The sequence below is a fragment of the Variovorax sp. PBS-H4 genome (assembly GCF_901827205.1).
In the GTDB taxonomy this organism is placed as follows: domain Bacteria; phylum Pseudomonadota; class Gammaproteobacteria; order Burkholderiales; family Burkholderiaceae_C; genus Variovorax.
On record NZ_LR594675.1, the window covers coordinates 2,006,225 to 2,028,724 of the forward strand.

Genomic DNA, 22,500 nt, shown 5'->3' on the forward strand with positions numbered 1-22,500 from the left:
CAAGAGTTGTCTCCTTAGATTTGTAGGGTGAACGGGAAGCTGCTCTCGTTCTGAAGAGCCTCAGAAGCCTGGTCGAACTCCTCTTGCCAACGCATCGCAAGCTGCGCGCCGTCGACGAGTACATTGGCGAGCTTCTCGGCATCGATTGACTCGAGCAGATAGCTTGTGATGTGGACCACTGTCTTCGTCGAGGAATCGAGTGCGTAGGTGGATGGATGCTCCGGAAAGTTTCTGTGGTTCCTGGCCAGCAGCTGGCGGTAGCACTCGATGAGCGAGAACTGCGGCACAGTGCCGTAGCGGCATTCGACGACCAGCCTGGCGCTGCGTTCGGCATCCAGTGAATGCAAGAGAGTGAATTCGCGAGTGCCGATGCGAAGAGTCACCGCGAGTTCCTCCGCGGCACGCCACGCCGGCCAGTCGGGGTAGCTGGCATCGTCAAGGGACCAGGTTCCGCCGAGCTGGCCGGGTAGCAGGCTGAGCAGCGCAATCACCTGTTCGCGCGCCGCCCGGCCGGGCGTGGAGTCGAAATCAGAATTCATGCAGTCTCCAGATTGTTTTTGGTATGAGGCAAGTGGAGGTCAGTGCAGCGTGATCGAGTGCGCCGCCCGCCATTCGTGCGCGAGCTGGGCCAGGTCCCGCAGGGCTTCCGATATGTTTGCGCCTGTCGCGCCATGTAGCGAGACGAAGCAGCTGTAAACCAGGTGGTCGAGGGATTCGTCAATGCCCAGTACGCCCGAACTGGAGCGGGCCATGCCCAGGTTCAGCGAAAGTGCCTGTACGAGCGCTTCGTTCACCCGGTCCATCGCGAGAGGACCGAAGTGGCACTCCAGCAGGAAGCGATCGGCAGCGGTGTTGGCACCCGCCAGATGCGTGACCTGGAACATCACGCCCTCGATATGGAACTTCATCCTGATGGCCGCGTCAGGTGCGTCCTGGAAATGGGTCGCGGGCTTCCCGGCCTGCCGCCGCAGGTCGAGCGCGATATCAATGAACTGGCTGCGCCAGAGGCCGGTTGCTTCGGACATGGAGGCTCCTTGTGAGAGATGCTGTGTGGACGGTTGGGACGGATAGCCCGGCACTCGCAAGACAAGAGCCGTGTTGGGTGGATCAAATCTTGCGCAATTCTGTGTAACGACCGGATCGGCCGGGTTCCCAAGGGCCCATGCAACTTCTCCTCAGCGGCTGGGCCGATGAACTCAGGCGCCCGATGCCAGCGCCTTCAGCCGCTTCAGCGTGTCGCCGTAGTCGGAGTGCTCATCCGTCGGCTGCCGCAGGAAGTCCCGGATCGCATCGTGGCGGTCGATGGCCAGGTCCGCCATGCGGTCAGCCCCCTTCTTGTATTCACCCACTTTCAGCAGCAGTTCGATGTCCTGGTACTTGGCCATCAGCTCGCGCACCTTGCCGGCAGCAGCCTTGTGCTCGGGAGTGATCAGCGCATTCATCACCCGCGACGCGGAAGCCAGCACATCGATCGCCGGATAGTGGTTGGCCGCCGCCAGCTTGCGCGAAAGGATGATGTGGCCGTCGAGGATCGAACGCGTCTCGTCGGCGACCGGCTCCGTCATGTCGTCGCCTTCGACGAGGACCGTGTACATCGCTGTGATCGAGCCCTTCTCGTTGGTGCCGGCGCGTTCCATCAGCTGGGGCAGCGTTGCGAACACGCTGGGCGGGAAGCCTCTTCGTGTGGGCGGCTCCCCGGCGGCCAAGCCGATCTCGCGCTGGGCGCGCGCAAAACGGGTGACCGAATCCATCAGCAGCAGCACCCGCTTGCCCTGGTCGCGGAAATATTCCGCGATGGCGGTGGCCACGTAGGCGGCGCGGGCGCGCTCCATCGATGACTTGTCGGAGGTGGCGCAGACGATCACGGCGCGGGCCATGCCCTCGGGGCCCAGCTCGTGCTCCAGGAATTCGCGTACCTCGCGCCCGCGTTCGCCGATCAGGGCGACCACGATCACATCCACGTCGGCGCCCTTGACGAGCATGGCCATCAGCGTGGACTTTCCGCCGCCGGCCGCCGCGAAGATGCCCATGCGCTGGCCCTCGCCGCAGGTCAGCAGGCCGTCGAGGGCGCGCACGCCCAGCGGGAGCGCCTCGCTGATGACACGGCGCTTCAGCGGGTCGGGGGCGGGGCCGTAGACCGGATACTGTTTGCTGACGAGCAGCGGGCCCTTCTGTTCCACGTCGATGGGTTTGCCCAGCCCATCGAGGACGCGGCCGAGAAGGCCGTTGCCGACGGGGACCATCTGCTCGCGTCCGGTCGGAAAGACTTCGGTGTCGCCGGAGATGCCCTGCGTGCCGGTGGACGGGACGAGGAGGGCGATTCCCTTGGAGAAGCCCACGACTTCCGCTTGCACCTCCAGGTCGCTCCCGGGGTTGCGCAGCAGGCAGACTTCGCCCATGCGCACGGTAGGCACCACGGCCTTGACGATGGTCCCCACGACCTGCACCACCCGTCCTCGGATCTTGACCGTGGCGGCCTGGGCGACGGCTCCGCGCAGTGTTCGGGCGATATAGCCGAGGTCGCCGGGTTTGCGCGCCGGGGGCAGGTGCAGGTACGGGGCGCCGGTGCTCACACGGCGTCCTCTTCATCGGAGGCGAGCTCGTCGGTCTTGTCGGTCTCGGAGAGGTCATCGGAGTCGGCGGCGTCAACGATGCCGTCGGGCTCCCGGTCGAGGTCGGCCGCAAGTTCCGGCTTCGGAGCGAACACGCCGACGAGTGTTTCGCGCAATTTTTCCATCTGGCCGTGGAGGCTCGCCTCGACGATGCCGATGTCGGATTCGACGATGCATGCGTCGAGCGCGACCTTCGCGTCCGGATGCACGTCGATCTGCGCGACGGAGGGAAACTGCCGCCGCAGCGCGTCGAGTTCCCCGCGCACATGCTCGACCTGCGAGGGGTGCACGTTCAGGCTCAGGCTTTTCTGGGTACGCACCAGGTCCATGCAGTTGCGCACGACGGTCGAGACGCGGTCGCGGTCGCTGAAGTCGCTGACGACCTTGCGGACTGCGTCCAGCACCAGATCGACCATCTCGGTCTCGACGCGGCCGTAGTACTGGGCCGTCTGCGAGACGATCTCGACGATGTTGCCGCTCTGCTCCAGGCGGGCCGATTCGCTGCCTTCGCGATAGCCGCGCTCGCGCTCGGCGCGGTAGGCTTCCTGCGCCGACAGCAGGATCTCCTCCTTGCGGCGCAGCGCTTCCTCGACCGCCTCCCTGGCTTCCTTGTAAGCCCAGAAATCCTTGGCCTTGACGACCTTGGCGGCGGTGTCGAGACGGCTCAGTGAAGATTTTTCGCGAGCAATGAACACCAGCCGGGCTCCACGATGGACAGGACGGACGATGCAAGGCGCATCGCAGCGCTTGGGTCGGCGCCGCACGGGCTTTCGGCATCCGCGGGCGTCATCTTCAGCAAAAAGCGGCGTGCCACAGGCTCGGGCCAGGTTTGCGCGGCACGCGCCAGCCAGCGCAATCCCACCGACTCCGCGGTGAGCGTGCGGTCGATCTCCGTGTCTGCACCCGGCTTCAGAGGCAGCAGGCTTGCGGTGCGCTGCGCGAACTCGAAGGGTGCGGGCGTGAGCCAATCGCGCCACGCCAGCACGTCCTCGCGCAACAGGCTACGCCGCACCTGCACCGAGGAGGCGACGGCGGCGACATGCCGGGCCAACCGGCGCAGTGCTTGTGCCTTGAGCAAGGCGACAGGCCACTCGGCGCCCTGGCGCTTCGGCACGCATGGCCGCAGATCGAGCGTACGTGCGATGTGACGGGACAGGTGCCGCCGCGCCCGCGGGTTGTCCCAAATCGTGGCGGGCACCGGCGGCGGGGTGAACGCCTCCCGGCGCGACGTGTTCATGTACTCGGCCGGCCACTGATCGAACTCGTGCACCAGCAGGCAGATTTCGGCGAGCTCCCGGCTCGGCCTGGCTGGGAGCCGGGGAGAGTTGGGCAGCGTCATGTCGGGTCGATCTCGACGGAAGCAGCCGGGCCGTCTTCGCCCGGAGCGTTGCGCGTGCGCCGCCGCCCGCGCAGCGCCATAAAGGCTGCCGCGGCCAGGGCGCACGCCGCCAGGGCCCCGGCGCCGGCCAGGGAAAGCCACCAGTTCGAGAGGATGCCGCGGAGACCGTTGTAGGGCCCGCTGCTGCCCGTTGCGGCGGTTGCGGTGGCCGCCGCAGCCGGCCGCTGCGCAGTACCGTTGCCGTTGTTCATTCGCGGACCGGTGGCCACGAGCACCACGGTCACCTTGTCGGCTTGCAGGCCAGGGATGCTGCTGGCAACCAGGCGGCGAATCTGAGGCGTGGCGTCGTCCAGGCTGATGCCGCGGCGGTACTTCACGAACACCGCGGCCGACGAAGGCATGGCCGGGTCGCTGCCGGCGCTGCGTTCGGGCAGGACGACATGGACGCGCGCGCGGACGACGCCATCGATCTGCGAGATCGTCTCCGACAGCTCCTGCGATAGCGCCCAGAGGTAGCGCGCTCGTTCCTCCAGCGGCGAAGAGATGAGCCCCTCCTTGCGGAACACGTCGCCCATGTTGCTGCGACGCTCGCGCGGCAGGCCCTCGGCATTCAGGTAGGCGATGGCCCGTGCCACGGATGGCTGGTCCACCTCGAGGTTGACGCCTTCCTTGCCCGGGACCTTGCGGGCGTCGATGGCCACCTCCTTCAAGGATGCGAGGACTTCGTTGGCATCGCGTTCGCTCATGTTGGCGAAGAGCTGGACGGAGCCTTCGCATCCGGCCAGAACCAATGCGAGGAGGGTGCACGCCAGCGTGCGCAGGATCGCGTGCATGCTGGCCTTATTGCAGCTTCGTCAGCTGGTCGATGTGCTGTGTGGCCTTCTGCAAGGTCCTGCTGACCAGGTCCACCATCATCGACGTATCGATCATCTGGAACTGCAGCTTGATCAGGTCGAAGGAATCGATGTTCCCCACGCCCTTGCCCAGGACACCCTTCATCTCGTGCGATATCTGCGTGTAGTTCTGCCCGACGAGCCGTATCGAGTCGAAGAACGAGCCCGGCTCGACGCCGGCCACGCTCGACACGAAGGAATCGGGCGCCGCGCGCGGCGCCATGGCCTCGGCAAAGCGCGCCACGTCTGCGGCGGGCGCGGCTCCCAGCACAGGCTCATCGAGCCGCGCGGCCGGGAGGGCGCCTTGCGCCATCATGGAAATGATCTCGCCGTTCATGCTTCACTCCTCGCGTTATTGACTTGATGATGATCGGCCCGCACGGCGGGCACGGTGGCCGCGGCGGGCACGGGGCTGTCAGGGTGCAGCAGCCGCAGCGCCATGCGCACATAGGCCTGGTCGCCATTGCCCGCGCTGCGTTCGCGATCCACCATCGGCTGCAGCACGCCGCGGGCCTCGGCGCCGCGACCGGCTTCGCTCAGGGCCAGTCCCAGGAAGGCGCAGAGCTCCGGGTCATGGGGGTGTTCGCGCAGCGCTTCGTCGCGCAGGAAGCGCGCGGCCTGCGCAGGACGGCCGGCGCCAATGTCGGCCAGCGCGAGTCCGATCAGGGGCAGAACCGTTCCGGGCCGCACCACGCGCAGCGCCGCGAAAAGGGCGGCGGCCGCGCCCTGCTGATGCGACTGCGCCGCGAAGAAGCCGATCTGGGCGAGCAGCTGCAAGTCCTGGCGGCTCAGCGGAAAGGCGGCGGCAGCGGCAGTCATGTGCTGGGGCCTTCGATCAGCTCGCGCAGGCCTTCGGCGCGCACCATCGCAGGTCCGTTGCCTTGTGTACGCGCCAGGGCCTCGACCCGGTCCAGCACCTGTGCGGCCTCGGTCTGGCGTTGCATGAGCAGCATCGACTCGGCCTGCATGAGTCCGCATTCGAGGAAGGCTGGATCGAGCTCGAAGGCCCGGCCGAAGGCCTCGACAGCGAAGGCAAACTGCTCCTGGCGCCTGCGGCAGATGCCCATGGCATGCCAGTACCGCGCGCGCTCGGGCCGCAGCGCGATAAGCATGTTGAACATGCGGGCGGCGCGCTCGACGGCCCCCTGCTGCAGGAGGTTGTACGCGGCGGAATAGATACTGTTGAGCTGCGGCTCCGAGAAGCGCTGCGTCGCTGTCCGGAGGCGCTGCTGCAGTTCGCGCAGCAGCGTATCCAGGTCGACGGATGCATCGGGCGCGGCGGGTTCGGCGGGCGCGGATTCGGCGCCTGGATGATGAGAGATCATCTGCGGCTCACATCCTCTGCGCGATCGCCTGGTTCGCCTTGGCGGCGTCGAGCAGCATCCCGCTGAACGTTTGCCGCGTCTCGCCGAGACCGGCGTACATGTTGTCGGCAAACGTGCTGTAGATGCCCTGGCCAATCTGAAGGATGTCGAACTGCTTGCCGGTATAGCGCGCTTCGGCGCTAAGGTCGGCGGCAATCTGCTTGAGTTGGGCTTCCCCCAGGTTCGCGAACCCCCCCAGGACCTTGCCAATGGCGTCCAATCCCGTGCGCCACGCTGCGGCTTCCTCGGTCGCGGCCCTCGCCTTGTTCAGTATTTCCTCTACCACCTTCAAGCCGTCGTCGATCTTTTTGTCTTTCGCGTCGAAGTCGGCGTCCTGCTTCTTCTTGGCGGCCACTAGCATGACCTCGTCCCTGTTGAGCTTGATCCTGGTTTCCTCGATCTCGGATTCCTGTTCGTTCAGGCGGGTTTCGGCGGCGTCGAGCTTTTCGATGGGAGAGGTGGACTCGAGTTCATCGCGCTCCTTATTCAGGGCATTGCGTTCCGTCCTGAGATCTGCTGATGTGGATTTCAGCTCGCCAGCCAGCATGGTCTGCCTCTCTTCGAACCCCGGCAGTCTGGCTTTTGCGGCAGCAACGTGCGCGGCGGAACCGTTGCCCGCGATGATTTCTCTGGCAGTGGCGACCTCCTGGTCATTGGTCTCGATCTCGCGCTCTAGATCGGCCTTCTTGTCCTCGAGCTCCTTGACGCTTTTCTCGTGCCGTTTCACGCCGTTGATGAGGTCTTGGCGCGTGGCCCTCGCCTCCGACATGAGTCCGTCCAGTTTCGCGTCGATGTCATTTTGCTTGGTCTTCAGGGACGCGATCTCCGCATTCTTGGCGTCCAGCGCGTCTTTGGCCTGCTTCTCCTGGGCAGCAAGCGTTCGTCCTTCGGTGGTCAATCGTTCGATTTCGCTCTGATCGACCTTCTTCCCGGCGTTGGCGCGTCCGGTGAGATTGTCCTGTTCCTCGATCAGGCGAGTCTTCTGGGCATCGATATCGACAACCGTCTGCTGGAGCTGGGCCTTCTCTCGCTGCTTCGTTGCGATGTCGGTTTGAACCGCGTCGCGGTCGCGCTCCAGGAACGGCGCTGCGGCGGCAGATCCGCCCCTTGCCGTTGTGTCGAGCAGCGTGTCGCGCTCGGCCTGCAGTCTGGCAACTTCGTCTTTCTGGAGCACATGTTGGTCTTGCAGGTGTGAACGGTAAACATCCACATCGACGCCGTCCGGGGCAGTAGCGCCGTCTGAGTCGTCCAGCTGCTTCAACTCCTTCGCGATTTTCTGCTCTTCCTGCTTGGCGGAGTCCAGCGTTCCCTCTTTGCGCTCCAGCTCCGCCTCGGCGGCATCGTCCGCGGCATCCTTCTTGTCGATCAGGACCTTTTCGCGTAGCTCGACGATCTCACCCTTGGTTTTCTTGGCGTCGTCCTCCAGCTTCTTGAGGTCCGTCTTCCTAGTCTCGATGGCCTCGGACCTTTTCTCAAAAGTGGTGTCGCTCTCGTCGCGGATCTTCGCCAAGTCGTCCTTCTCCTGCTTCAGCTTTTCTTCGTCGCGCTTGGCGCTAGCGGTCAGCTTTTCTCCTTGCGCCATCTTGGCAAAGCTCGCGATGCCTGCGCCCCCGCCGGCTGCGCCTGTCACGATCTGAGCGATGGCGCCTGCGATGTCGGCGTCGCGCTGCGCAGCGTTGGCTTTCTGGGTGTCCTCGCGTTCCTGAAATGCCTTGAGCACCATGTCCTGCACCTGGCTCTGGCTCATCTCCAGGCCCATCTTGCGCATCTCTCGTTCCACCTTCAGGCAGATCAGCATGGCAATGGCGATGATGCCGCCGATGTCGATGTCGAGCTTGTCCATCATCTCGTCAGTGAGCGCCCCCAGCGGGCCGTCGGGCGGCAATGGGGTGGACGGAAGGATTCTGTAGGCCGAGGTCGGGTAGCGCGCCAGGATCTTGACGAAGTCATCGAGGTCGGGCTCGGTGCCGCTCGCGGCGAGCCTGGCCAGCTCCAGCTGGTCGATGTCGGAGATTTTGGTGGGATCGACGGCGTAGTTCTTGCCGGGAAGGGAAAAAATAAGTGCGTAGGTCATTCGTGTTTCTCCTTGTCAAGACGCCGTCTGATTGATCTTGCGCGCGATGGAGTCGCGCACGTCGCCGAGCTCCTTCACCTGCTCGCTCATGGCGTCATAGGTTTCGCTCATGATGGCCACCAGCTTCTTGCATGACGCTTCCAGCTCGCGCAGGATCACCATGGCTACCTTCATCTTCTTCTCGTAGAAGAACTGCTCCGCCGTGGCGTTGGAACTCTCGAACTGCAGCTGCGCGATGTCGATGCCGTTCTTGCCCTGGGCGATGTCGCTGGCGCCGCCCACGATCTCGGTGGCTGACGAAAGGCCCTCGGACAGGCGGCCAAACCGCTCCCAGGTCTTCTGGCTGGCCTGGATCCCGAGGCGCACGGACTTCGTGCTCTTCTCGACCGCCTCGGCGGCGTTCTTTCCGGCGTTCACCATCGCCCTGACGCCGCAGCCGATCATGGCGACAGCAATTCCGATCTCGATGACCAGCGTCACGGCCAGTCTTTCCTTTCCCATCTCGTCTTCCGTCATGACCCTCATGAAAGGGTTCTTCTCGCGCGCGGCCAGCACTTGTTCCTTGCTCATGACCTTGCCGGTGGCGTCGATGATGTGGCCGTTGTCGTCCGTGCGCAGGATGCCGCCGTCGGCGACCACTTTGGCCTGCGCCATCTCGACGGCGAGTCCCCAGGAGAGACTCAACTGGTGCTCCTTGCCCATGGCATCCGTCGTGGTGATCTTTTTGCCGTCCATCTGCGCCTGCTTGATGGCCGTGTTGGTCAGGGTTTGCACGGCCATCACGACCCCGACCACGGCAAGGCCGACTGCGAGGCCACCGGTGACCACCGCGGCGCCTACGGCAGCCAGTACGGCGCCGATGACTGCCGCGACGGCCGACAGCCATTCGAGAACCATGGCCTTCTTGGCCGCTTCGGCAGCTTCCTTTGCCTTCTCGTCAGCCACCCTTTGCTGTTCCTGTGCCTTTTCGAAATCGGCCTTCTTCTGTAGTTTGTTGTTCTCGATCGAATCGAGATGGACCTTCATCTGAAGCGCGGTGAAAGTCGACTGCAGTGACGCTATGTAGCAGGAGATGCTGTCGATCTTGAGGTCCGGGGCGTCCAGTGTGGGAGGCCGCACGGTCTGCATCCACGCGGCGCCTGACGACGGTACATCCGCCAGCGCCAGCAGCGGTGCCTTGATGCCGATCGACGTCGCGGTGAAATCTCCCCACAGGCCGGTGAGGTTGACAAGGGGAGGAGAAGAATCGACTTTAGGCATGGCTCAGTTCCTTGGAGGGCTGTCGGGAGTGGAGTCGGGGGCACGGGTGTCCAACAGAGCCACCATCGCCTCGAGTCGAGGGACATGGTGGTTGTGGTGCGCATGCGCGCGCGCCTGGACGATCGCGTAGTCCAGCGCCTTGCGCGCCTGCGGACGCTCGCCGCGCGCGAGGTGACATTCGGCGATGTGCATCACCGGCGCCGGGTCGGTCAGGTCGAGTATGGAAGCGATGCTGTAGTACTTGAGCGCGTCCGCATGCTGCTGCTGCATCTGCAGGCACGCCGCCATGCCCATGTGATAGCGGCGGTCCCAGTGGTCGCAGATCACCAGGAAGCCGAAAAAGCGCATGGCTTCGGTGTACTTCCCCTGGCTGTAGTTGGTGTAGCCGAGGTGGTACATGGCCTTCTGGACCTCGGGCGATTGATCGGGCAGCGGACCGAGCGTCTGGCCCGAGGCCAGATGCTCCAGCATCGGCTGAATCATCTCGAGGTCGAATCGATCGGGATCGAAGTGCATCATTCGCCAAGTGCACGGAGGATGGCCTGCGCCTGAGTGCCCGCCTTCTGCATCGACGCGGTGGACGCCTCGATGTTGTTATTGAGGTTGGTCATCAGCGTATTGAGCCGCAGCTGCTGTTCCTGCGATACGCTGTTGAGGTCGTCGACGTCCATCTGCAGGTTCTTGAGCGCCGTGCCGCACTCTTCGACCGTCAGGTGCCACTCCCAAGGAGGCTGTGTGGTGAGGCTTGTGTAGGCGGCGGGATCAGATCCCATATTCGCGGCCAGGAGAAAGGCGGCTCTGAAGTCCTTCACTTCCTCTTCCGTTTTGCCGGTGAAGATCGTGTATTGATTGCCAGTCCCAGGCGCCAGGGGGCCAGCGTACTGGAGCACGTCGTTCAGCTTGGACATGTAGTCATGGTCCCTGGTCATGGCGTCCGCGGTCCCTCTGACTTTGACGGTCTGTGCGGACAGGACCTTGCCCAGCGCGACAGCCAGCAGCAGGAAGGCTCGCGCCCCTCTCCGCATGGAGTCCGTCACTGGCTCGGTGCCGTCGAGGAATGCCTGATAGTTCTTCTGGAACTCGGATACTGGTGGCGGCATGGCGTCATCCTTTGCGGACATCCGGGGAGCCGGATGGCGTGTCTTGCAGTTGATCGAGAAACGCTTCCGCATGGCGCTCGTCGTAGCGCCTCTGCTGGTCCTTGGCCAGTTCCGCGAATGGGCGGTCCTGCCGGACCTCGCGCAGCAGTTCGCCGGAAAGTCCGGTCAGCCGCGCGCCCTGGACACTCAACTCGGCGCTTGCTTCGTCGATCTTGTCTTTTAGATCGGCGCTCAGATCCGCGATGTCCGCGTCCTTGGCGCAGTACGCCCCCTCGCTCTGGTAGACCGCAACGTAGCTCGTCTTCTGATCGTTCCCGGCGCCGGTCTTTCGCGCGTAGTAGTCGATGCCGTCCTGGGTGTAGGCGAGCGGGTAGTCGCCACGGATCGTCGCGACATCTTCCGGCGACGTGAGGACTGGATGCGAAGCCGCGCCAGGAGCGCTCGACGTTTCGTAGCTGTAGAGCCACGTTTCCTGCGGCAGTGTCAGGCCGGAGTATCCAAGTGCTTGCAGGTCGGCCACGATCGTGGCGTCCGGCGCCTGCTGGGGAGGCAAGCCCTTGGCGCCGGCAGAAAAGGTGGCCAGTACCTTGCTCGTGCCGCCCGGCGTGTCGGGCAGTGCCTGCAGGCGCGACGCCAGGTCGTCGTATTGGTAAACCTGCATTGCGATCCGTATTTGGGCTGCGGTCGCGTCGATAGTGCTGCCCAATGCCTTGGAGATGGCCCCGTAACGAAGCGCCTGCAGGGCCCGATAGACCGCTAGCGGATCGTCGCCCTTCGTAATGTCGGTTTGGGCGATGGCGGCGCTGAGTGCGTTGATCGTCATGAGAGCTCCTTCCTTCGTTGCTGTTGTGTGGGTCGCCTCAGATCCGGCCGCCGCGAAGCGCGACGCGCCGGACAACGGGCCTCGTTTTGCCCGGTGCCTTGTGTCGCTGGACTTCGTCCTCGATGGCGCGGAGCTGCTCGTCGACCTCTGCCCGGGCCTTCTGCACGGCGTCTTCGCCGCCGAGCCGGCGCAGCTCTTGCAGGCACTTCTCTTCGTCGAAACCTTGTTCGGCGAAGAACCGATCGGCCTTGCCCAGGGTCTCTTGAGCCTTGGCGACCAGCTTTCGCGCCTGATCGATGGCTGCCTTGATATCGGGAAAATCGGGTTGGCTCATGTCGGTGGATTGGGATGGGTTGTCTTGAATGAGGACGCGAAGAAGGCAGACGGATGCACCTCTGCTACCTGACGAGGCCTGCCAGCACCTTTCTCATGGCTTCGATCAAAGCTTGCAGGAACCCGATCATTCGGTCGTATTGCTCCGTGACGTTCTGCAAGTACGCCATCTGCGTCTGGGACTGCTTGGTGAGATCGTCCTTGAGAGCGCTGAGCGAACCGATCCAGGTGGGCAGCAGCGATTTCATGTCGGTCACTGTGTACTTCGTCTGGCTCAAGTCGACGTCCCACTCTTGCCACGATTCCGGGTCCACCACGACGACCTGGCCGTGAGGGGGCGGGTGCAGATCCGCAGGAGGATGGCGCAAATTGAAGTACGTGCCGTCAGGCCGTTCGTAGACGCCTTCATCGCCGCTCGATGGATTCCAGTTGGGATACTCGGGAGGCACGCGCTTGATGTCTTCCAGATCGACGTCCACGAGGGTCTGGCGTATATCGATGACGTACCCCTGGTCGGCATACACCTTGGGCAAGGTGGTCGCAAACTCCATGTGGACCTGGTCGGGCGTCGCCTGGATGATGCCGGAGTCGTACAGCATCATGAGATCCTGGGCAGTGGGGCGGTTCGCGGCCCAGTTCTGGATCGAGCCGGACAGCGTTTCGATCGTCGTCAGAGCATGAGCGTCCCATTCGACCTCGGCCGAGTAGCCGTTGAGCTCCTTTGCGGAACTGACCATGAGTTTCGCGACTTGGCCTATGCCGACGCGCATCGAGTAGGCGTCTGAGTAGTCGCCGTCGGCGTCGGGGCCCGCTCTGTCGATCGTCCACACCTTGTTGGAGTTAGGGAGCGTGATTTCGACAGGTGTACTTTGTCCCATTGATATCTCCGATTTCAGGGCGGGCCAGCCGAGAATGTGGCCCGTCACCAATACGTACCCGCGAACGGGACCTGGTTCCCGGTCTGCTAGATGGATTCAAGCAAGTGCAATGGGAGGGACTCGGGCATGTTCCGCTGCGCGAGGAGCTGCGCTTGCACGACCTGGGCCGCGCCGGCTTCCGCGGCCACGATCTCTTGTCGGTCCGACTGGTGGTGGCGGTCCTGCCGCAGGCCTTCGTCGGGTTCGGTCGCCAGGGAAAGCTCCTCGTTCTCCGGCATCTCCGGCATCTCTGGCGATTCGGGCGATTCGGGCGCGGTCGGCCGTGCCATGTCTGCCTTGCTGGCGGCGCCGACTCCCTCGACACGCGGTGCCGGTGGCGTCTTGCTGCTGGCTTCGGTCCCCGACGGTGGCAACTGCTGTGCCGGCGGGGCGGCCGCCTGCTCTTGTGTCACGGCCCTGGTGGCGTCCTCGCGCATCTTCATTTCCATCTGCAGCTTGCGCTTGAGCCGCACACTGAGGACGCGCGGGTCGGGCAGTGCCGGCGGCTCTGGCGTCTCCGGCGTCTCCGGTGCGGCAAATCGGGCGGCAGCGTCCTGATCCTCATCCTCGTCTGCGGCCTCGTTCGGAGCGCGGCCGGCCTTGGCTTCGGTGGCACCCGTGAAATGGCCCTGCTGCTGCGATTCGAATGCGTCGTCGGGCGACCGCGCCGTGCCGGCCTCCGCTTCGTCCAGCGGCTCGGCCTGCCGCTCGCCTGCCGGCGCTGCATTGAAGCGCGGGTTCAGCGGGGACGGGGCGACCGGGGACTGTTCCGGTACCGCGCGGGGCATGTCGTTCGCTCCCTGCAGCAGCGCCTCGAAGTGATTTTGTTCAACTGCATGGAGGCCAAGCGCCATGGCGTTGGGACGCGTCTTGATCAGGACCGGCGGCTGATGCTTGTCTCTTCTGTCTATCCGGTCGCTCATCGAACTTCCTCTCGTGTTTCTCGTTGCGGGTGGGGTACTGGCGTGGCGCTCTCGTCGTTCGAAGCGGGCGCGGGAAATATCAAGCCTGTCTCGGCCCGGACAGAAAATCCGAGCAGGCGGCGCACGATCTCGTCCTGGTCATATGGCTGCGCGAGCAGGTAGAGGAAAGTGCGATCGTGGTCCGGCGGTTCCGCCCGGATGTTCACGTCGGCGAAGCCGCAGCCGCGCAAGGTGCGCAGGGAGGCCGTGTTGCTGTCGTATGCGGCGGTGAGCATGGTCTCGATGCCGCATCGGAATGCGTGCTCGCAGGCCATGGCGACCATCTGGCGCCCGAGTCCCTGTCCCTGCCAGTCGGTGCCGACCCAGATGCAGAGAAATGCTTCCGCATCGCTCACCGTGATTTCCACGGAGCCCACGAAGCCGTGCTCGCGATGCATCAGGGCGTAGGGGACCACGTGGCGATCGGAGATCCTGTGTTCGATCCAGTGCCGCGCCGCGCTCGGTTCCTCCAGCGCGGGCAGCATGGTCTTGGCGGCGATGGCCGGGTCGCGATACTGCCAGGCCAGCGCCTGCGCGTGCTCGACATGCAGGGGTTCCAGATGCAAGCCGTCACGGCCGGCGACCGGCACGTGCCAAGGGCCGCGCCACCCCTCCTTGCGCTGTGTCCAGCCCTCGTGCAGGCCGACTGCGACCTTGTTGTGAGGGGCGCGTGCCAGGACTGTGCCGGACAGGGAAAGTGCCTGCTCCAGGTCGCCGCGCGCAGCGTGGCAACAGGCTTCCAGAAGGTGGTCGGACGCCACCGATGCATCCAGTTCGCGCAACGCGTGGAGTGCCTTCATGGAGAGGCTGATATCGAAGCAGGCGTTGGCCACGCGGGCGAGGCCGCGAAGGCTGTCTGCGTCCCAGGGCTCGGTTGAGTTCGACCACAGGCGTGAGAGTGTCTGCGCGATGCGCGTCCGGTCCAGGCGGTGGTTCTTTCGCAGCGCGAGGATCAGGTAGGGCCAGACATTCCTGAATTGATCGACGGACTGCAATGCCATTGCGACGCCGGCAGCTGAGTCTGACATCTGCGTGTCCGCGGTCACCGACATCAGCGCGCGGGCGATGCGTGCGTCCGGGTCGATGCGGCGCGCGTTCCCGACTGCTGATTGCAAGGCGCTCATTGCATCTCCTGTGTAAGAACCTCGTCGGCGGGAGAGGCGTTCTTGCGCGTCGCGGCGGGGCGCGAATCCTCCGCGACGATCACGCGGGGCGTGATCAGGAATAGCCGCTCCTGCTTGCGGTTGGTCGCCGTGGAGTGGCCGAACAGAGCGCCCAGGACGGGCACATTCCCGAGCACCGGCACGGCATCGCGGTTCTGACTCTTGAATTCGGTGTTCAAGCCGCCGATGACGAGGCTTTGCGCTTCGCCGACCAGGGCCTGCGTACTGATGTTGCTGCGACGGACGGTGGGGAGGTTTCCGATCTTGAGATCCTGGATTCCGCCGTCCTCGATGTCGACGACCAACTGCACCGTGTGCTTGTCGGCGCTTCCGATGACCCGGGGCGTGACGCGCAATGTCACGCCCACCGTCACCGGGGTGACCTGCGCCACGCGCTCGCCCGTGGTCTGGATGTAGAAGGTGTCCGCCAGGTCGATGAGCGCGCCCATGTTGTCCTGAGTCAGGATGGACGGCCTCGACACGACCCTGGCCGTGCCCTTGCTCTCCATCGCGCGGATGCTGGCGAGGATGAAGTTGGCGGTGTTCGTGATCGCCGTCGTGCCGCTCGGAACACTGCCGCCTGCCAGGGTGATCAACCCCCTCTCCGAACTTGCAGCCAGCTTGCCAATCCCGGCGCTCCAGTCGATCCCCAGTTCCGAGATGTTCTCGGAATTGACGTCCACGATCATGGCCTCGATCTCGATCAGGCTGCTGGGAACGTCCAGGAAATTGATCAAGGCCTGGTAGATCGGCGCGTTCTGCGGCTTGTCCTTCACGATGATGGCGTTCAGCCTCGGATCCGCCTGGATGACCGGCCCTGTGCGAGTGCCGCCGGTTCCCGCGAAGGCCGCCGATCGCCGTGGTTCGGGGCGAGTCGATTCCCCCGCGGTGTCGCTCGCGGCCTTGGCCTCCGTGCGCAGCGGCGCGGCGAGCTCGACGATCTCGGTGCTGGCGCCGACGGTCGCGCCCCCGGCGATGAGGTTGCGCAGCACCGTCGCCACGCCCGGCGTCGAGATCTGCTTGTCACGGTACGAGATCACCCGGTCGTCCACGGCGGCGTAGCGCAGACGGTAGACCTGGATCTGCTGTTCCGGGCGTTGTTCGGGCAGCGCGTTGATGGCGGCTTCGATGCGCTCGACGTAAGACTTGGGGCCGGAGACCATGATGAAGCCGTTCTCCTCGATCTCGCTCCAGCCGAACTTGGCTTCCAGGAGGCCCATCTCGGCCATCACGCGGCGCAGGGTTTGCGCGCTCAACCCTTTGTTGGACAGCACGCGCGCCTGGCGCGATGCTGCGCGCGCCACGTGGAGGGTGCCGCTGTAGTGGTACCACATCAAGCCGTAGGTGGCCGCCAGCTGGTTGAGGAACTCGGTCGGGTTGGCCGCGGTCATGCGGCCGAGCACCGGAGCGGCTTCTTCGGGCAGCGGGTCATCCAGCTGGAGCCGCAAGCCGAAGGCCTGCGTGAAGCTCGTCAGCATCTTTTCGGCTTTCTGGCCGCTGTTGATCAACGTGAACGGGCTGTCCGGCCAAGGGATCGATGCCATGGGTTGCGGCGTCGCTGCGGCGAAGGACGAGGCCATGGCGCCGAGGAGCGCGGCTGCGATGACGCAACGGGACACGAGCTTGCGCAGGCGTGGGCAAAAGGACGTTTTCATTCCTGGCTCTCAGAGCGTGCCGAACCGCGCGCGCCAATCGTTCACTGCATCGAGGAAGTGCGCCAGGCTCAGCTCGAACTGGTCGGCGGATGCGTCGGCGGGCACGCAGACCTGCAGCACCAGCCGCTCCTGGTCGGGCGTGAGGGCCAGCCGGGCCGCCTCCTGCAACGGCCGCGCCGCCGCAGCCTGCAACGCCGACAGCATCCGGTCGTCGTCGTTGGCCGCGTTGGCGGAGAGCAGGCACAGCTGCGTCTCCGCGACGATGTCGCCGCGCGCGCTCGGATGCAGCAGCACGCGCGCGTTGCCGTCGAACAGCAGTGCCACCGCGCCATCGTGGCGGGGCGAACCCGGATCGATCCGGTTGCGCAGGAGGTAGCCGGCGAGGCCGGCATGCGAACGGCTAGAAATCATTGCGCAGCTCCTGTGTCTCCCAGGCGAGTTCTTCCTTCAGCCTGCGCACGGCCAGGAGGACTTGCGCAACCGGCTCGATGAACTCCGACGGGATGTACTGGTAGAGGTCCGCGCGGCGCATCAGGCCTCGCGCGAGAGGGACGTTCTGCATGATGGGCACCCCCACTTCCTGCGCGGCGCGTTTCATCGCTTCGGCGACGACACCCTGGCCCTTGGCCACCACGACAGGAAGAGGCGTTTCCCCGCTTTCGTAGTACAGCGCGATCGCCAGGTGCGTAGGGTTGGTCACGAGCACGCTGGCTTCCTTGGTGTGGCCCACCGATTCGCCCATGGCGATTTCCTTGGCGAGCTCCTTGCGGTGACCCTTCATGTGCGGGTCGCCCTCCATCTGCTTGTATTCCTGCTTGATCTCATCCACGGACATCATCAGTCCCTTGATGTAGTTGTACCGCTGCCATACCAGGTCGAGTACCGCGATGGCGGCGAATGCGATGAAGGTGCACTTGAAGAGGATCCACAGCATCTCGCTGAGCACGGCGCCCGATGCGGCGATGCCGGCCAGCGGCAGCTTCACCATGGTCTCGAGCGAATCGCGGACGACGAAGTAGACGATGAAGGACAGGAGGAGGACCTTGAAGATCGACTTCAGGAACTCCACGAGACTCTTCACGCTGAACATCTGCTTCAGATTGGCCAGCGGGTTCATCTTGTCGGCCTTGGGCATCAACGCCTTGAAGGAAACGAGCATCCCGGTCTGCACCGCTTCGACGAGGATGCCGACCACGATCACGATCAGGATGTAGGGCAGCAGGATGGAAACGCCCGACCGGAGCAGGGACGTGGTTGCGACGGCGAGGGCGGAGCGGAAGTCCTGGCCCGCCAAGTGGCCGGTCATCGCGAGCATTTCGGCGAACTGCGTGAAGATGTCGCCGCCGGCGGCCAGGGTGTAGCCGACCAGCGCGCCCATCATCACGACTTCGGTGAAGTCCTTGCTCTTGGCGATCTGCCCCTCTTCCCGCGCCTGGCGGATCTTGTGGTCGGTCGGGCGTTCGGTTTTCTCGCTCATCGGGACCTCGCCGCGGGAAAGACCTCGCTGGCCGTGCTCAGCGCCTGGGCGTACGTCTCGCGAAGCGTGGAGTACGTGACGTCGAAGAGAACGGGCGCATAGATCGCCAGCACCACCATGGCGACGGCGCTCTTGATCGGCATCGCGAGAAAGAACACCTGCAGTTGCGGCACGAAGCGGCTGATCAGCGCAAGTCCGCTTTCGCAGAGCAGCATCGCGAAGATCACGGGTGCGCCGAGCAACAGCATCAGGCGCATCAACTTGTCGAGCTGCTGCAGCAGCACCGGTGCGGCATCGAGCGCCGGCGCAGGCCATGCCTGGAACACCGGCCAGAGCAGGAAGCTGTCGTAGATCACGGACAGCACGAGCAGGAAGCCGCCGGTGACGAAGGCGAAGGTCACGATGGCCTGGTTGAAGAGCTGGCCGAGCGGCGAGGTTTCATGGCCCGTCAGCGGGTTGAGGGTCTGGCTGAGGTTCGTGCCGCGCTGCGTGTCGATGATGTCTCCCATCGCTTCGACGGCCCAGAAGGGAAGGGCCAGCACGAATCCGATCAGTGCGCCCAGCAGTGCTTCGCGCCCCATGATGAATGCCAGTTCATGGGCTTCCCTGTTCTGCGCGGCGCCTTCCGCCAGGCCGGGCATGAGCAGCATTGCGAAGCAGCCCGTAACTCCGACCCGCAGCATGGGCGGCAAGGCCTCGCGGCTGAGCAGCGGCACGATCGAGAACACACCGAGGATTCGCGGCATCGCGTAGCCGAAAGTGGCGATGAACTGAAGGGGGGCGTGGAAAAGGTCCATCGGCCTAGCGCGCAACGAGCGGGATGGCGTCGAAGAGCGTGATCGTGTAGTTGAAGATCTCGCCGCCGACCCAGCGCGCGGTCAGGAACAGCGTCAGGCCGACGGCGACGAGCTTGATCGCGAACGAGAGCGTTTGCTCCTGGATCTGCGTGAGCGCCTGCACCAGGCTGAACAAGGTGCCCACCACCGACGCCACGACGATGGGCGGCAGCGAGAGCCAGAGGACCAGCAGCAGGGCGCGTACCGCGTGGGAGACGACGTCGACGATTTCCATTCGGTGAGCCTCAGAAGCGATAGGTCATGACCAGGCCGTGCAGCAAGCGCGACCAGCCGTCCACCATGACGAAGAGGAACAGCTTCAAGGGCAGGGAGATCGTGACGGGCGAGACCATCATCATTCCCATCGCCATGAGGATGTTGGAGATCACGAGATCGATCACGATGAAGGGAAGGAACAGAAGAAAGCCGATCTCGAACGCGGCAGTCAGTTCGCTCACCACGAAGGCGGGTACCAGGATGACGAGGTCGTCCTGCCGCGCCGCGTCGGCCACCTTGGGCGGCCACATGCGCTTGGCCTGGTTCAGGAAGAAATCGCGCTGCTCCAGCTTGCTGTTGGCGAAGAGGAATTTGCGCATCGGCTCGGCGCCGGCCTTGGCCGCGGCGAGCAGCGCAGGCAAGTTGGCGGTAGGCGTCGGCTGTGACTCGAAAGCTTCGGCCATGTCGTAGCCCACCGGGGTCATGATGAAGACCGTCAGCATCAGCGCGAGCGAGTACAGGGCGATGTTCGGAGGCGCCTGCTGCACGCCGAGCGCGTTGCGCACGAGGGACAGGACGATCGAGATCTTCAGGAACGACGTCGTCGTGACAACGATGAGGGGAACCAGCGCCACCAGGCCCAGCGTGAATGCAAGGACGATGGGGTCGAGGTTGATCATGGCGCCTGGACTTCCGCGCCGAGGCGCAGTACGCAGACGCCGATGCGTCCCTCGATGTCGACCAGTTCCCCTTCGCCGATCAGCCGGCCGTTGGCCCGGATGCTGACGCTGCCGCGGGGATCGCGGCCGAGGTTGAAGAGGTAGCCGGGCTGCAGTGTTTGCAGTTCGGCGAGGGCGATCTCGCGGTCGCCGAGGTCGAAGGTAAGGCGGACGGGAACTCCGTCGAGAATGCCGGCCGCGGCTTCGGCCGCGTCGTCGGGTTCGATCATGATTTCGTGCACTCCTTGGATGACTTGCAACTGCTGGCCCCGAAGTTCGCAGTGCATGCCGATGCCTGGCCCCAGTTGCAGGACGACATGGCTGTCCGGGGAGATCAGGCTTTCGTCGAGCACGATCACGTCTCGCCGCGAGAGCTGCGTGACTGCTTCGTGGGAGAGATCCACCCAGCCCACGAGCAGGCTTGCGCGCACTGCGAGGTCCGGCCATGCGCTGTCGTCGGGCTCGAGGGGTTGTTCCTTCAGCGCGGCAGCCAGGTAGCGCAAGGCCGCCGCGTCCAACAGCAGTTCGCCGTCGATCCGCGTGTCCTCGGTCCAGGCCTGCCAGGCATAGCGCTCGAGGCGGTCCGCTCGCGGCGCATCGCGCGTCACGCCCAGCAACTGGACGTGCTTGCGCGTGGCGTGCTCGATCGAGGACGAGAGGTCCCCCAATGTGCCTTCGAGGCATGCGAGGATCAATTCGGGCGGCCAGGGGCCATCGACACCCGCGTCGAGCAGCCCGGCCGAGAGTTTTTGCGCGGCGAACTCCGGCAGCGCGACGAGGAGGCGGGCGCCGCCCCAATCGCATTCCACGTACCACGCCGCATCGGCGATGCCCGCCTCGCGCAGTCGCAGGCCGAAAGACCATTCCTGGCCGTTCCAGCTCGCGCGCACGGCGCTTCGGCGCCGGCACAGCACATTGCGTGCGCTCAGCGTGTCGCGCGCGATCGCGGGCAGCTTGAGGGGCTTCGCGGCGGCCATGGACGCATCGTTCACGCGCCGCCCTCTGATGCTTCGAAGTGGCCGATCCGGCTTTTATCGGGCCCGAAGAGCGCCACGCCGATCGGGCGTTGCAGACGCGCAGCCAGGTCCCTCGCCAGCGAGGGCAGGCGTGGAATGAACCAGGCCGGATTCGCTGATCCGTCGCAGTGGATGTCGACCTGCAGCATGCCGGAGCGCACTTGCAGCCGCAGCGTCGTGTGGGGCGCAACGTCCCTGCCGGGGATCACGCGCACCTCGGTGTCGTCGCCCTCCGTGTCGCGCTCCCACATGCTTTGCACGTGGTCCGCGAGGTCCGAAGCCGAAGCGCCGTCATCCGACGGTCCGGCCGAATGCGCGAGCCTGTCGCTTGCACTCCGAGGAGCGACATCGAGGAGCGCTGCGAAGCGGTCGGCGTCGTCGGCAAGGCCGGTGCGCTCGGTCGCGAAGCCGGTGTCTTCGCCCACAGGAAGGTACAGGGGGCCGAGATCAACCTGACGGGGCCTGCGGGTCATGCCTCAAGACTCTTCGGCCAAGTCCACGAATCCGCGGGCGCCGGCGCGCACGGGATGCTCCTCGAGTTCGAGGGCGGCCTGCAGCTCTTCTTCTTCCTGCTGCCGTGCGACGGCCTGATGGTGCAAGTCGCGGAACTTGTCGCATGCCTGGGCGGCCATGCGCCACGCGGCGGTGGCTGAATCCATGGCCTCGCGCTGCCGCTTGCGCGCCTCCTCCGCCTGTTCGACGGCCTGCTCGTCCTCTTGCTCGATCTGCTTCATCGCGACGACCTCGGCATGCACGTCATCCAGCTCGCGCACGACGATGGCGCGCGACAGCAAATCGCGGTACATGGCTTCCTCGCGATCCTGGTGTTCCTGCTTGCGGGTTTCATGCGTCTGCCTGGCCTGCCGAAGGGCCTGCGTCGCGTGCTCGAGGTCATGCCTGGCCTTTCGCAGTTCCCGTTCGCGCCCTTCCTCGCGAATGCTCTTGATGCGCAGCAGACCTTGTAGCGTGTCCACGAGCGGCCTTCAGGGATACTCGTCGCAGCCCGATTCGCGCAGTAGAGCGCGGATCGCGGCGCGGGCGCGCGAGATGCGGCTGCGAACGGTTCCCACCGGGATCCCGAGCTGCAGTGCAGTGTCTTCGTACGACAGCCCATCGACGCAGACGAGGATCAACGCTTCGGCCATGCCGACAGGCAGTTCGTCCAGCTTGCAGGCGACGATGTTCATGGCCTGGCGGCGTGCCAGCAGGTCGAATGGGTTGCCGGTCGGATCCTCCTGCTCTTCGAGGATGTCGGCGGACTCGAAGACGTAGCGCCGCTGGGGTGAACGATTGAGGTGATTGCGGATCAGGTTGGTGGCGATGCCGAAGGTCCAGGTGGAAACCTCGGCTTCGCCGCGATAGGCGGTGAAGCTCACCGCGGCCTCCACCATCGCCTGCTGGGCGACTTCTTCCGCGTCGGTCTGGTTGCCCACGCGGCGCAGCACGAAGTAGTGCAGGGCAGCGCCGTAATCCTTGACCAGGCCCCGGAACAGCTTCTCCTTGTCCTCCGCCTCGATGGGCTGCCGCGGCGGTCGCGGCGCTGGTTCAGGACCGCTGATCGGGTCGAACCGGATCGGACTCGGGCATTCGTGCATGGGTATGACGTGCGTCATTGAAGGCCAATCTAGGCAGGGAGCGATAACGAATCGATAGCGGCTTGCGAGTTGTGCGCGGTCTGCATGACGACCCGTGCGCTTGCGTGACCTAGATCACAGCCTGCGAGCCTGCTGCGTGGCGAACG

The 22,500-nt window shown here is 64.9% G+C and carries 28 protein-coding genes; all 28 read right to left on the minus strand.

Annotated features, from left to right (window positions below; all coding sequences use genetic code 11):
• Positions 1-14: 14 nt before the first annotated feature.
• Positions 15-539 carry a CesT family type III secretion system chaperone gene (locus tag E5CHR_RS09600; protein WP_162579465.1) on the minus strand — a complete coding sequence of 175 codons (525 nt, stop codon included), beginning with the start codon at positions 537-539 and terminating at the stop codon, positions 15-17.
• A 39-nt stretch (positions 540-578) separates the two neighbouring features.
• On the minus strand, positions 579-1,025 hold the full coding sequence (locus E5CHR_RS09605; RefSeq protein WP_162579466.1) for a CesT family type III secretion system chaperone: 447 nt from the start codon (positions 1,023-1,025) through the stop codon (positions 579-581).
• 171 nt (positions 1,026-1,196) lie between these two features.
• Positions 1,197-2,510: a type III secretion system ATPase SctN gene (gene sctN / locus E5CHR_RS09610; RefSeq protein WP_162583653.1), complete on the minus strand. Its 1,314-nt coding sequence runs from the start codon at positions 2,508-2,510 to the stop codon at positions 1,197-1,199.
• Between the two features lie 59 nt (positions 2,511-2,569).
• Positions 2,570-3,307, minus strand: a complete 738-nt coding sequence (locus E5CHR_RS09615; protein WP_162579467.1) for an HrpE/YscL family type III secretion apparatus protein — start codon at positions 3,305-3,307, stop codon at positions 2,570-2,572.
• Complete coding sequence (locus E5CHR_RS09620) at positions 3,277-3,951, minus strand: hypothetical protein (RefSeq protein WP_162579468.1); 675 nt, start codon at positions 3,949-3,951, stop codon at positions 3,277-3,279. The genes E5CHR_RS09615 and E5CHR_RS09620 overlap by 31 nt, the downstream gene beginning before the upstream one ends.
• Positions 3,948-4,784 (minus strand): type III secretion system inner membrane ring lipoprotein SctJ, encoded by an 837-nt coding sequence (gene sctJ / locus E5CHR_RS09625; RefSeq protein WP_162579469.1) that lies wholly within the window; start codon positions 4,782-4,784, stop codon positions 3,948-3,950. Before sctJ ends, E5CHR_RS09620 begins: the two co-directional genes overlap by 4 nt.
• A gap of 7 nt (positions 4,785-4,791) precedes the next feature.
• Positions 4,792-5,181, minus strand: a complete 390-nt coding sequence (locus E5CHR_RS09630; protein ID WP_162579470.1) for an EscI/YscI/HrpB family type III secretion system inner rod protein — start codon at positions 5,179-5,181, stop codon at positions 4,792-4,794.
• Positions 5,178-5,663, minus strand: a complete 486-nt coding sequence (locus E5CHR_RS09635) for a tetratricopeptide repeat protein (protein ID WP_162579471.1) — start codon at positions 5,661-5,663, stop codon at positions 5,178-5,180. Before E5CHR_RS09635 ends, E5CHR_RS09630 begins: the two co-directional genes overlap by 4 nt.
• Positions 5,660-6,169 (minus strand): hypothetical protein, encoded by a 510-nt coding sequence (locus E5CHR_RS09640; protein WP_162579472.1) that lies wholly within the window; start codon positions 6,167-6,169, stop codon positions 5,660-5,662. The genes E5CHR_RS09635 and E5CHR_RS09640 overlap by 4 nt, the downstream gene beginning before the upstream one ends.
• Positions 6,170-6,176: 7 nt before the next feature.
• Entirely contained in the window at positions 6,177-8,282 is a 2,106-nt protein-coding gene (locus E5CHR_RS09645; protein WP_162579473.1) for a hypothetical protein, read from the minus strand.
• Positions 8,283-8,297: 15 nt separating this feature from the next.
• Positions 8,298-9,542 (minus strand): hypothetical protein, encoded by a 1,245-nt coding sequence (locus E5CHR_RS09650; protein ID WP_162579474.1) that lies wholly within the window; start codon positions 9,540-9,542, stop codon positions 8,298-8,300.
• A gap of 3 nt (positions 9,543-9,545) precedes the next feature.
• Positions 9,546-10,061 (minus strand): SycD/LcrH family type III secretion system chaperone, encoded by a 516-nt coding sequence (locus E5CHR_RS09655; RefSeq protein ID WP_162579475.1) that lies wholly within the window; start codon positions 10,059-10,061, stop codon positions 9,546-9,548.
• Positions 10,058-10,642 carry a hypothetical protein gene (locus E5CHR_RS09660; protein ID WP_162579476.1) on the minus strand — a complete coding sequence of 195 codons (585 nt, stop codon included), beginning with the start codon at positions 10,640-10,642 and terminating at the stop codon, positions 10,058-10,060. The genes E5CHR_RS09655 and E5CHR_RS09660 overlap by 4 nt, the downstream gene beginning before the upstream one ends.
• 4 nt (positions 10,643-10,646) lie before the next feature.
• Complete coding sequence (locus E5CHR_RS09665; protein WP_162579477.1) at positions 10,647-11,465, minus strand: hypothetical protein; 819 nt, start codon at positions 11,463-11,465, stop codon at positions 10,647-10,649.
• Between the two features lie 37 nt (positions 11,466-11,502).
• A complete protein-coding gene (locus E5CHR_RS09670; RefSeq protein ID WP_162579478.1) occupies positions 11,503-11,799 on the minus strand; it encodes a hypothetical protein in 297 nt (98 codons plus the stop codon).
• 64 nt (positions 11,800-11,863) lie between these two features.
• Positions 11,864-12,676 (minus strand): hypothetical protein, encoded by an 813-nt coding sequence (locus E5CHR_RS09675; protein ID WP_162579479.1) that lies wholly within the window; start codon positions 12,674-12,676, stop codon positions 11,864-11,866.
• An 86-nt stretch (positions 12,677-12,762) separates the two neighbouring features.
• Entirely contained in the window at positions 12,763-13,638 is an 876-nt protein-coding gene (locus tag E5CHR_RS09680) for a hypothetical protein (RefSeq protein ID WP_162579480.1), read from the minus strand.
• A complete protein-coding gene (locus tag E5CHR_RS09685) occupies positions 13,635-14,801 on the minus strand; it encodes a GNAT family N-acetyltransferase (protein ID WP_162579481.1) in 1,167 nt (388 codons plus the stop codon). The genes E5CHR_RS09680 and E5CHR_RS09685 overlap by 4 nt, the downstream gene beginning before the upstream one ends.
• On the minus strand, positions 14,798-16,495 hold the full coding sequence (gene sctC, locus E5CHR_RS09690) for a type III secretion system outer membrane ring subunit SctC (protein ID WP_162579482.1): 1,698 nt from the start codon (positions 16,493-16,495) through the stop codon (positions 14,798-14,800). Before sctC ends, E5CHR_RS09685 begins: the two co-directional genes overlap by 4 nt.
• Positions 16,496-16,504: 9 nt before the next feature.
• Positions 16,505-16,906, minus strand: coding sequence for a CesT family type III secretion system chaperone (locus E5CHR_RS09695; RefSeq protein ID WP_162579483.1), 402 nt, complete (start codon positions 16,904-16,906; stop codon positions 16,505-16,507).
• Positions 16,896-17,972, minus strand: coding sequence for a type III secretion system export apparatus subunit SctU (gene sctU / locus E5CHR_RS09700; protein ID WP_162579484.1), 1,077 nt, complete (start codon positions 17,970-17,972; stop codon positions 16,896-16,898). The genes E5CHR_RS09695 and sctU overlap by 11 nt, the downstream gene beginning before the upstream one ends.
• The gene (gene sctT, locus E5CHR_RS09705; protein WP_162579485.1) at positions 17,969-18,769 is read right to left on the minus strand and encodes a type III secretion system export apparatus subunit SctT; all 801 of its coding nucleotides are present in this window, start codon (positions 18,767-18,769) and stop codon (positions 17,969-17,971) included. The genes sctU and sctT overlap by 4 nt, the downstream gene beginning before the upstream one ends.
• A gap of 4 nt (positions 18,770-18,773) precedes the next feature.
• Positions 18,774-19,043: a type III secretion system export apparatus subunit SctS gene (sctS, locus tag E5CHR_RS09710; protein ID WP_162579486.1), complete on the minus strand. Its 270-nt coding sequence runs from the start codon at positions 19,041-19,043 to the stop codon at positions 18,774-18,776.
• Between the two features lie 10 nt (positions 19,044-19,053).
• The gene (gene sctR / locus E5CHR_RS09715; RefSeq protein ID WP_162579487.1) at positions 19,054-19,704 is read right to left on the minus strand and encodes a type III secretion system export apparatus subunit SctR; all 651 of its coding nucleotides are present in this window, start codon (positions 19,702-19,704) and stop codon (positions 19,054-19,056) included.
• Positions 19,701-20,720, minus strand: coding sequence for a type III secretion system cytoplasmic ring protein SctQ (gene sctQ / locus E5CHR_RS09720; protein ID WP_162579488.1), 1,020 nt, complete (start codon positions 20,718-20,720; stop codon positions 19,701-19,703). Before sctQ ends, sctR begins: the two co-directional genes overlap by 4 nt.
• A gap of 11 nt (positions 20,721-20,731) precedes the next feature.
• Positions 20,732-21,232: a hypothetical protein gene (locus E5CHR_RS09725; RefSeq protein ID WP_162579489.1), complete on the minus strand. Its 501-nt coding sequence runs from the start codon at positions 21,230-21,232 to the stop codon at positions 20,732-20,734.
• Positions 21,233-21,235: 3 nt separating this feature from the next.
• Entirely contained in the window at positions 21,236-21,733 is a 498-nt protein-coding gene (sctO, locus tag E5CHR_RS09730; RefSeq protein ID WP_162579490.1) for a type III secretion system stalk subunit SctO, read from the minus strand.
• Between the two features lie 9 nt (positions 21,734-21,742).
• Positions 21,743-22,372 carry an RNA polymerase sigma factor gene (locus tag E5CHR_RS09735; protein WP_162579491.1) on the minus strand — a complete coding sequence of 210 codons (630 nt, stop codon included), beginning with the start codon at positions 22,370-22,372 and terminating at the stop codon, positions 21,743-21,745.
• Positions 22,373-22,500: the final 128 nt, after the last annotated feature.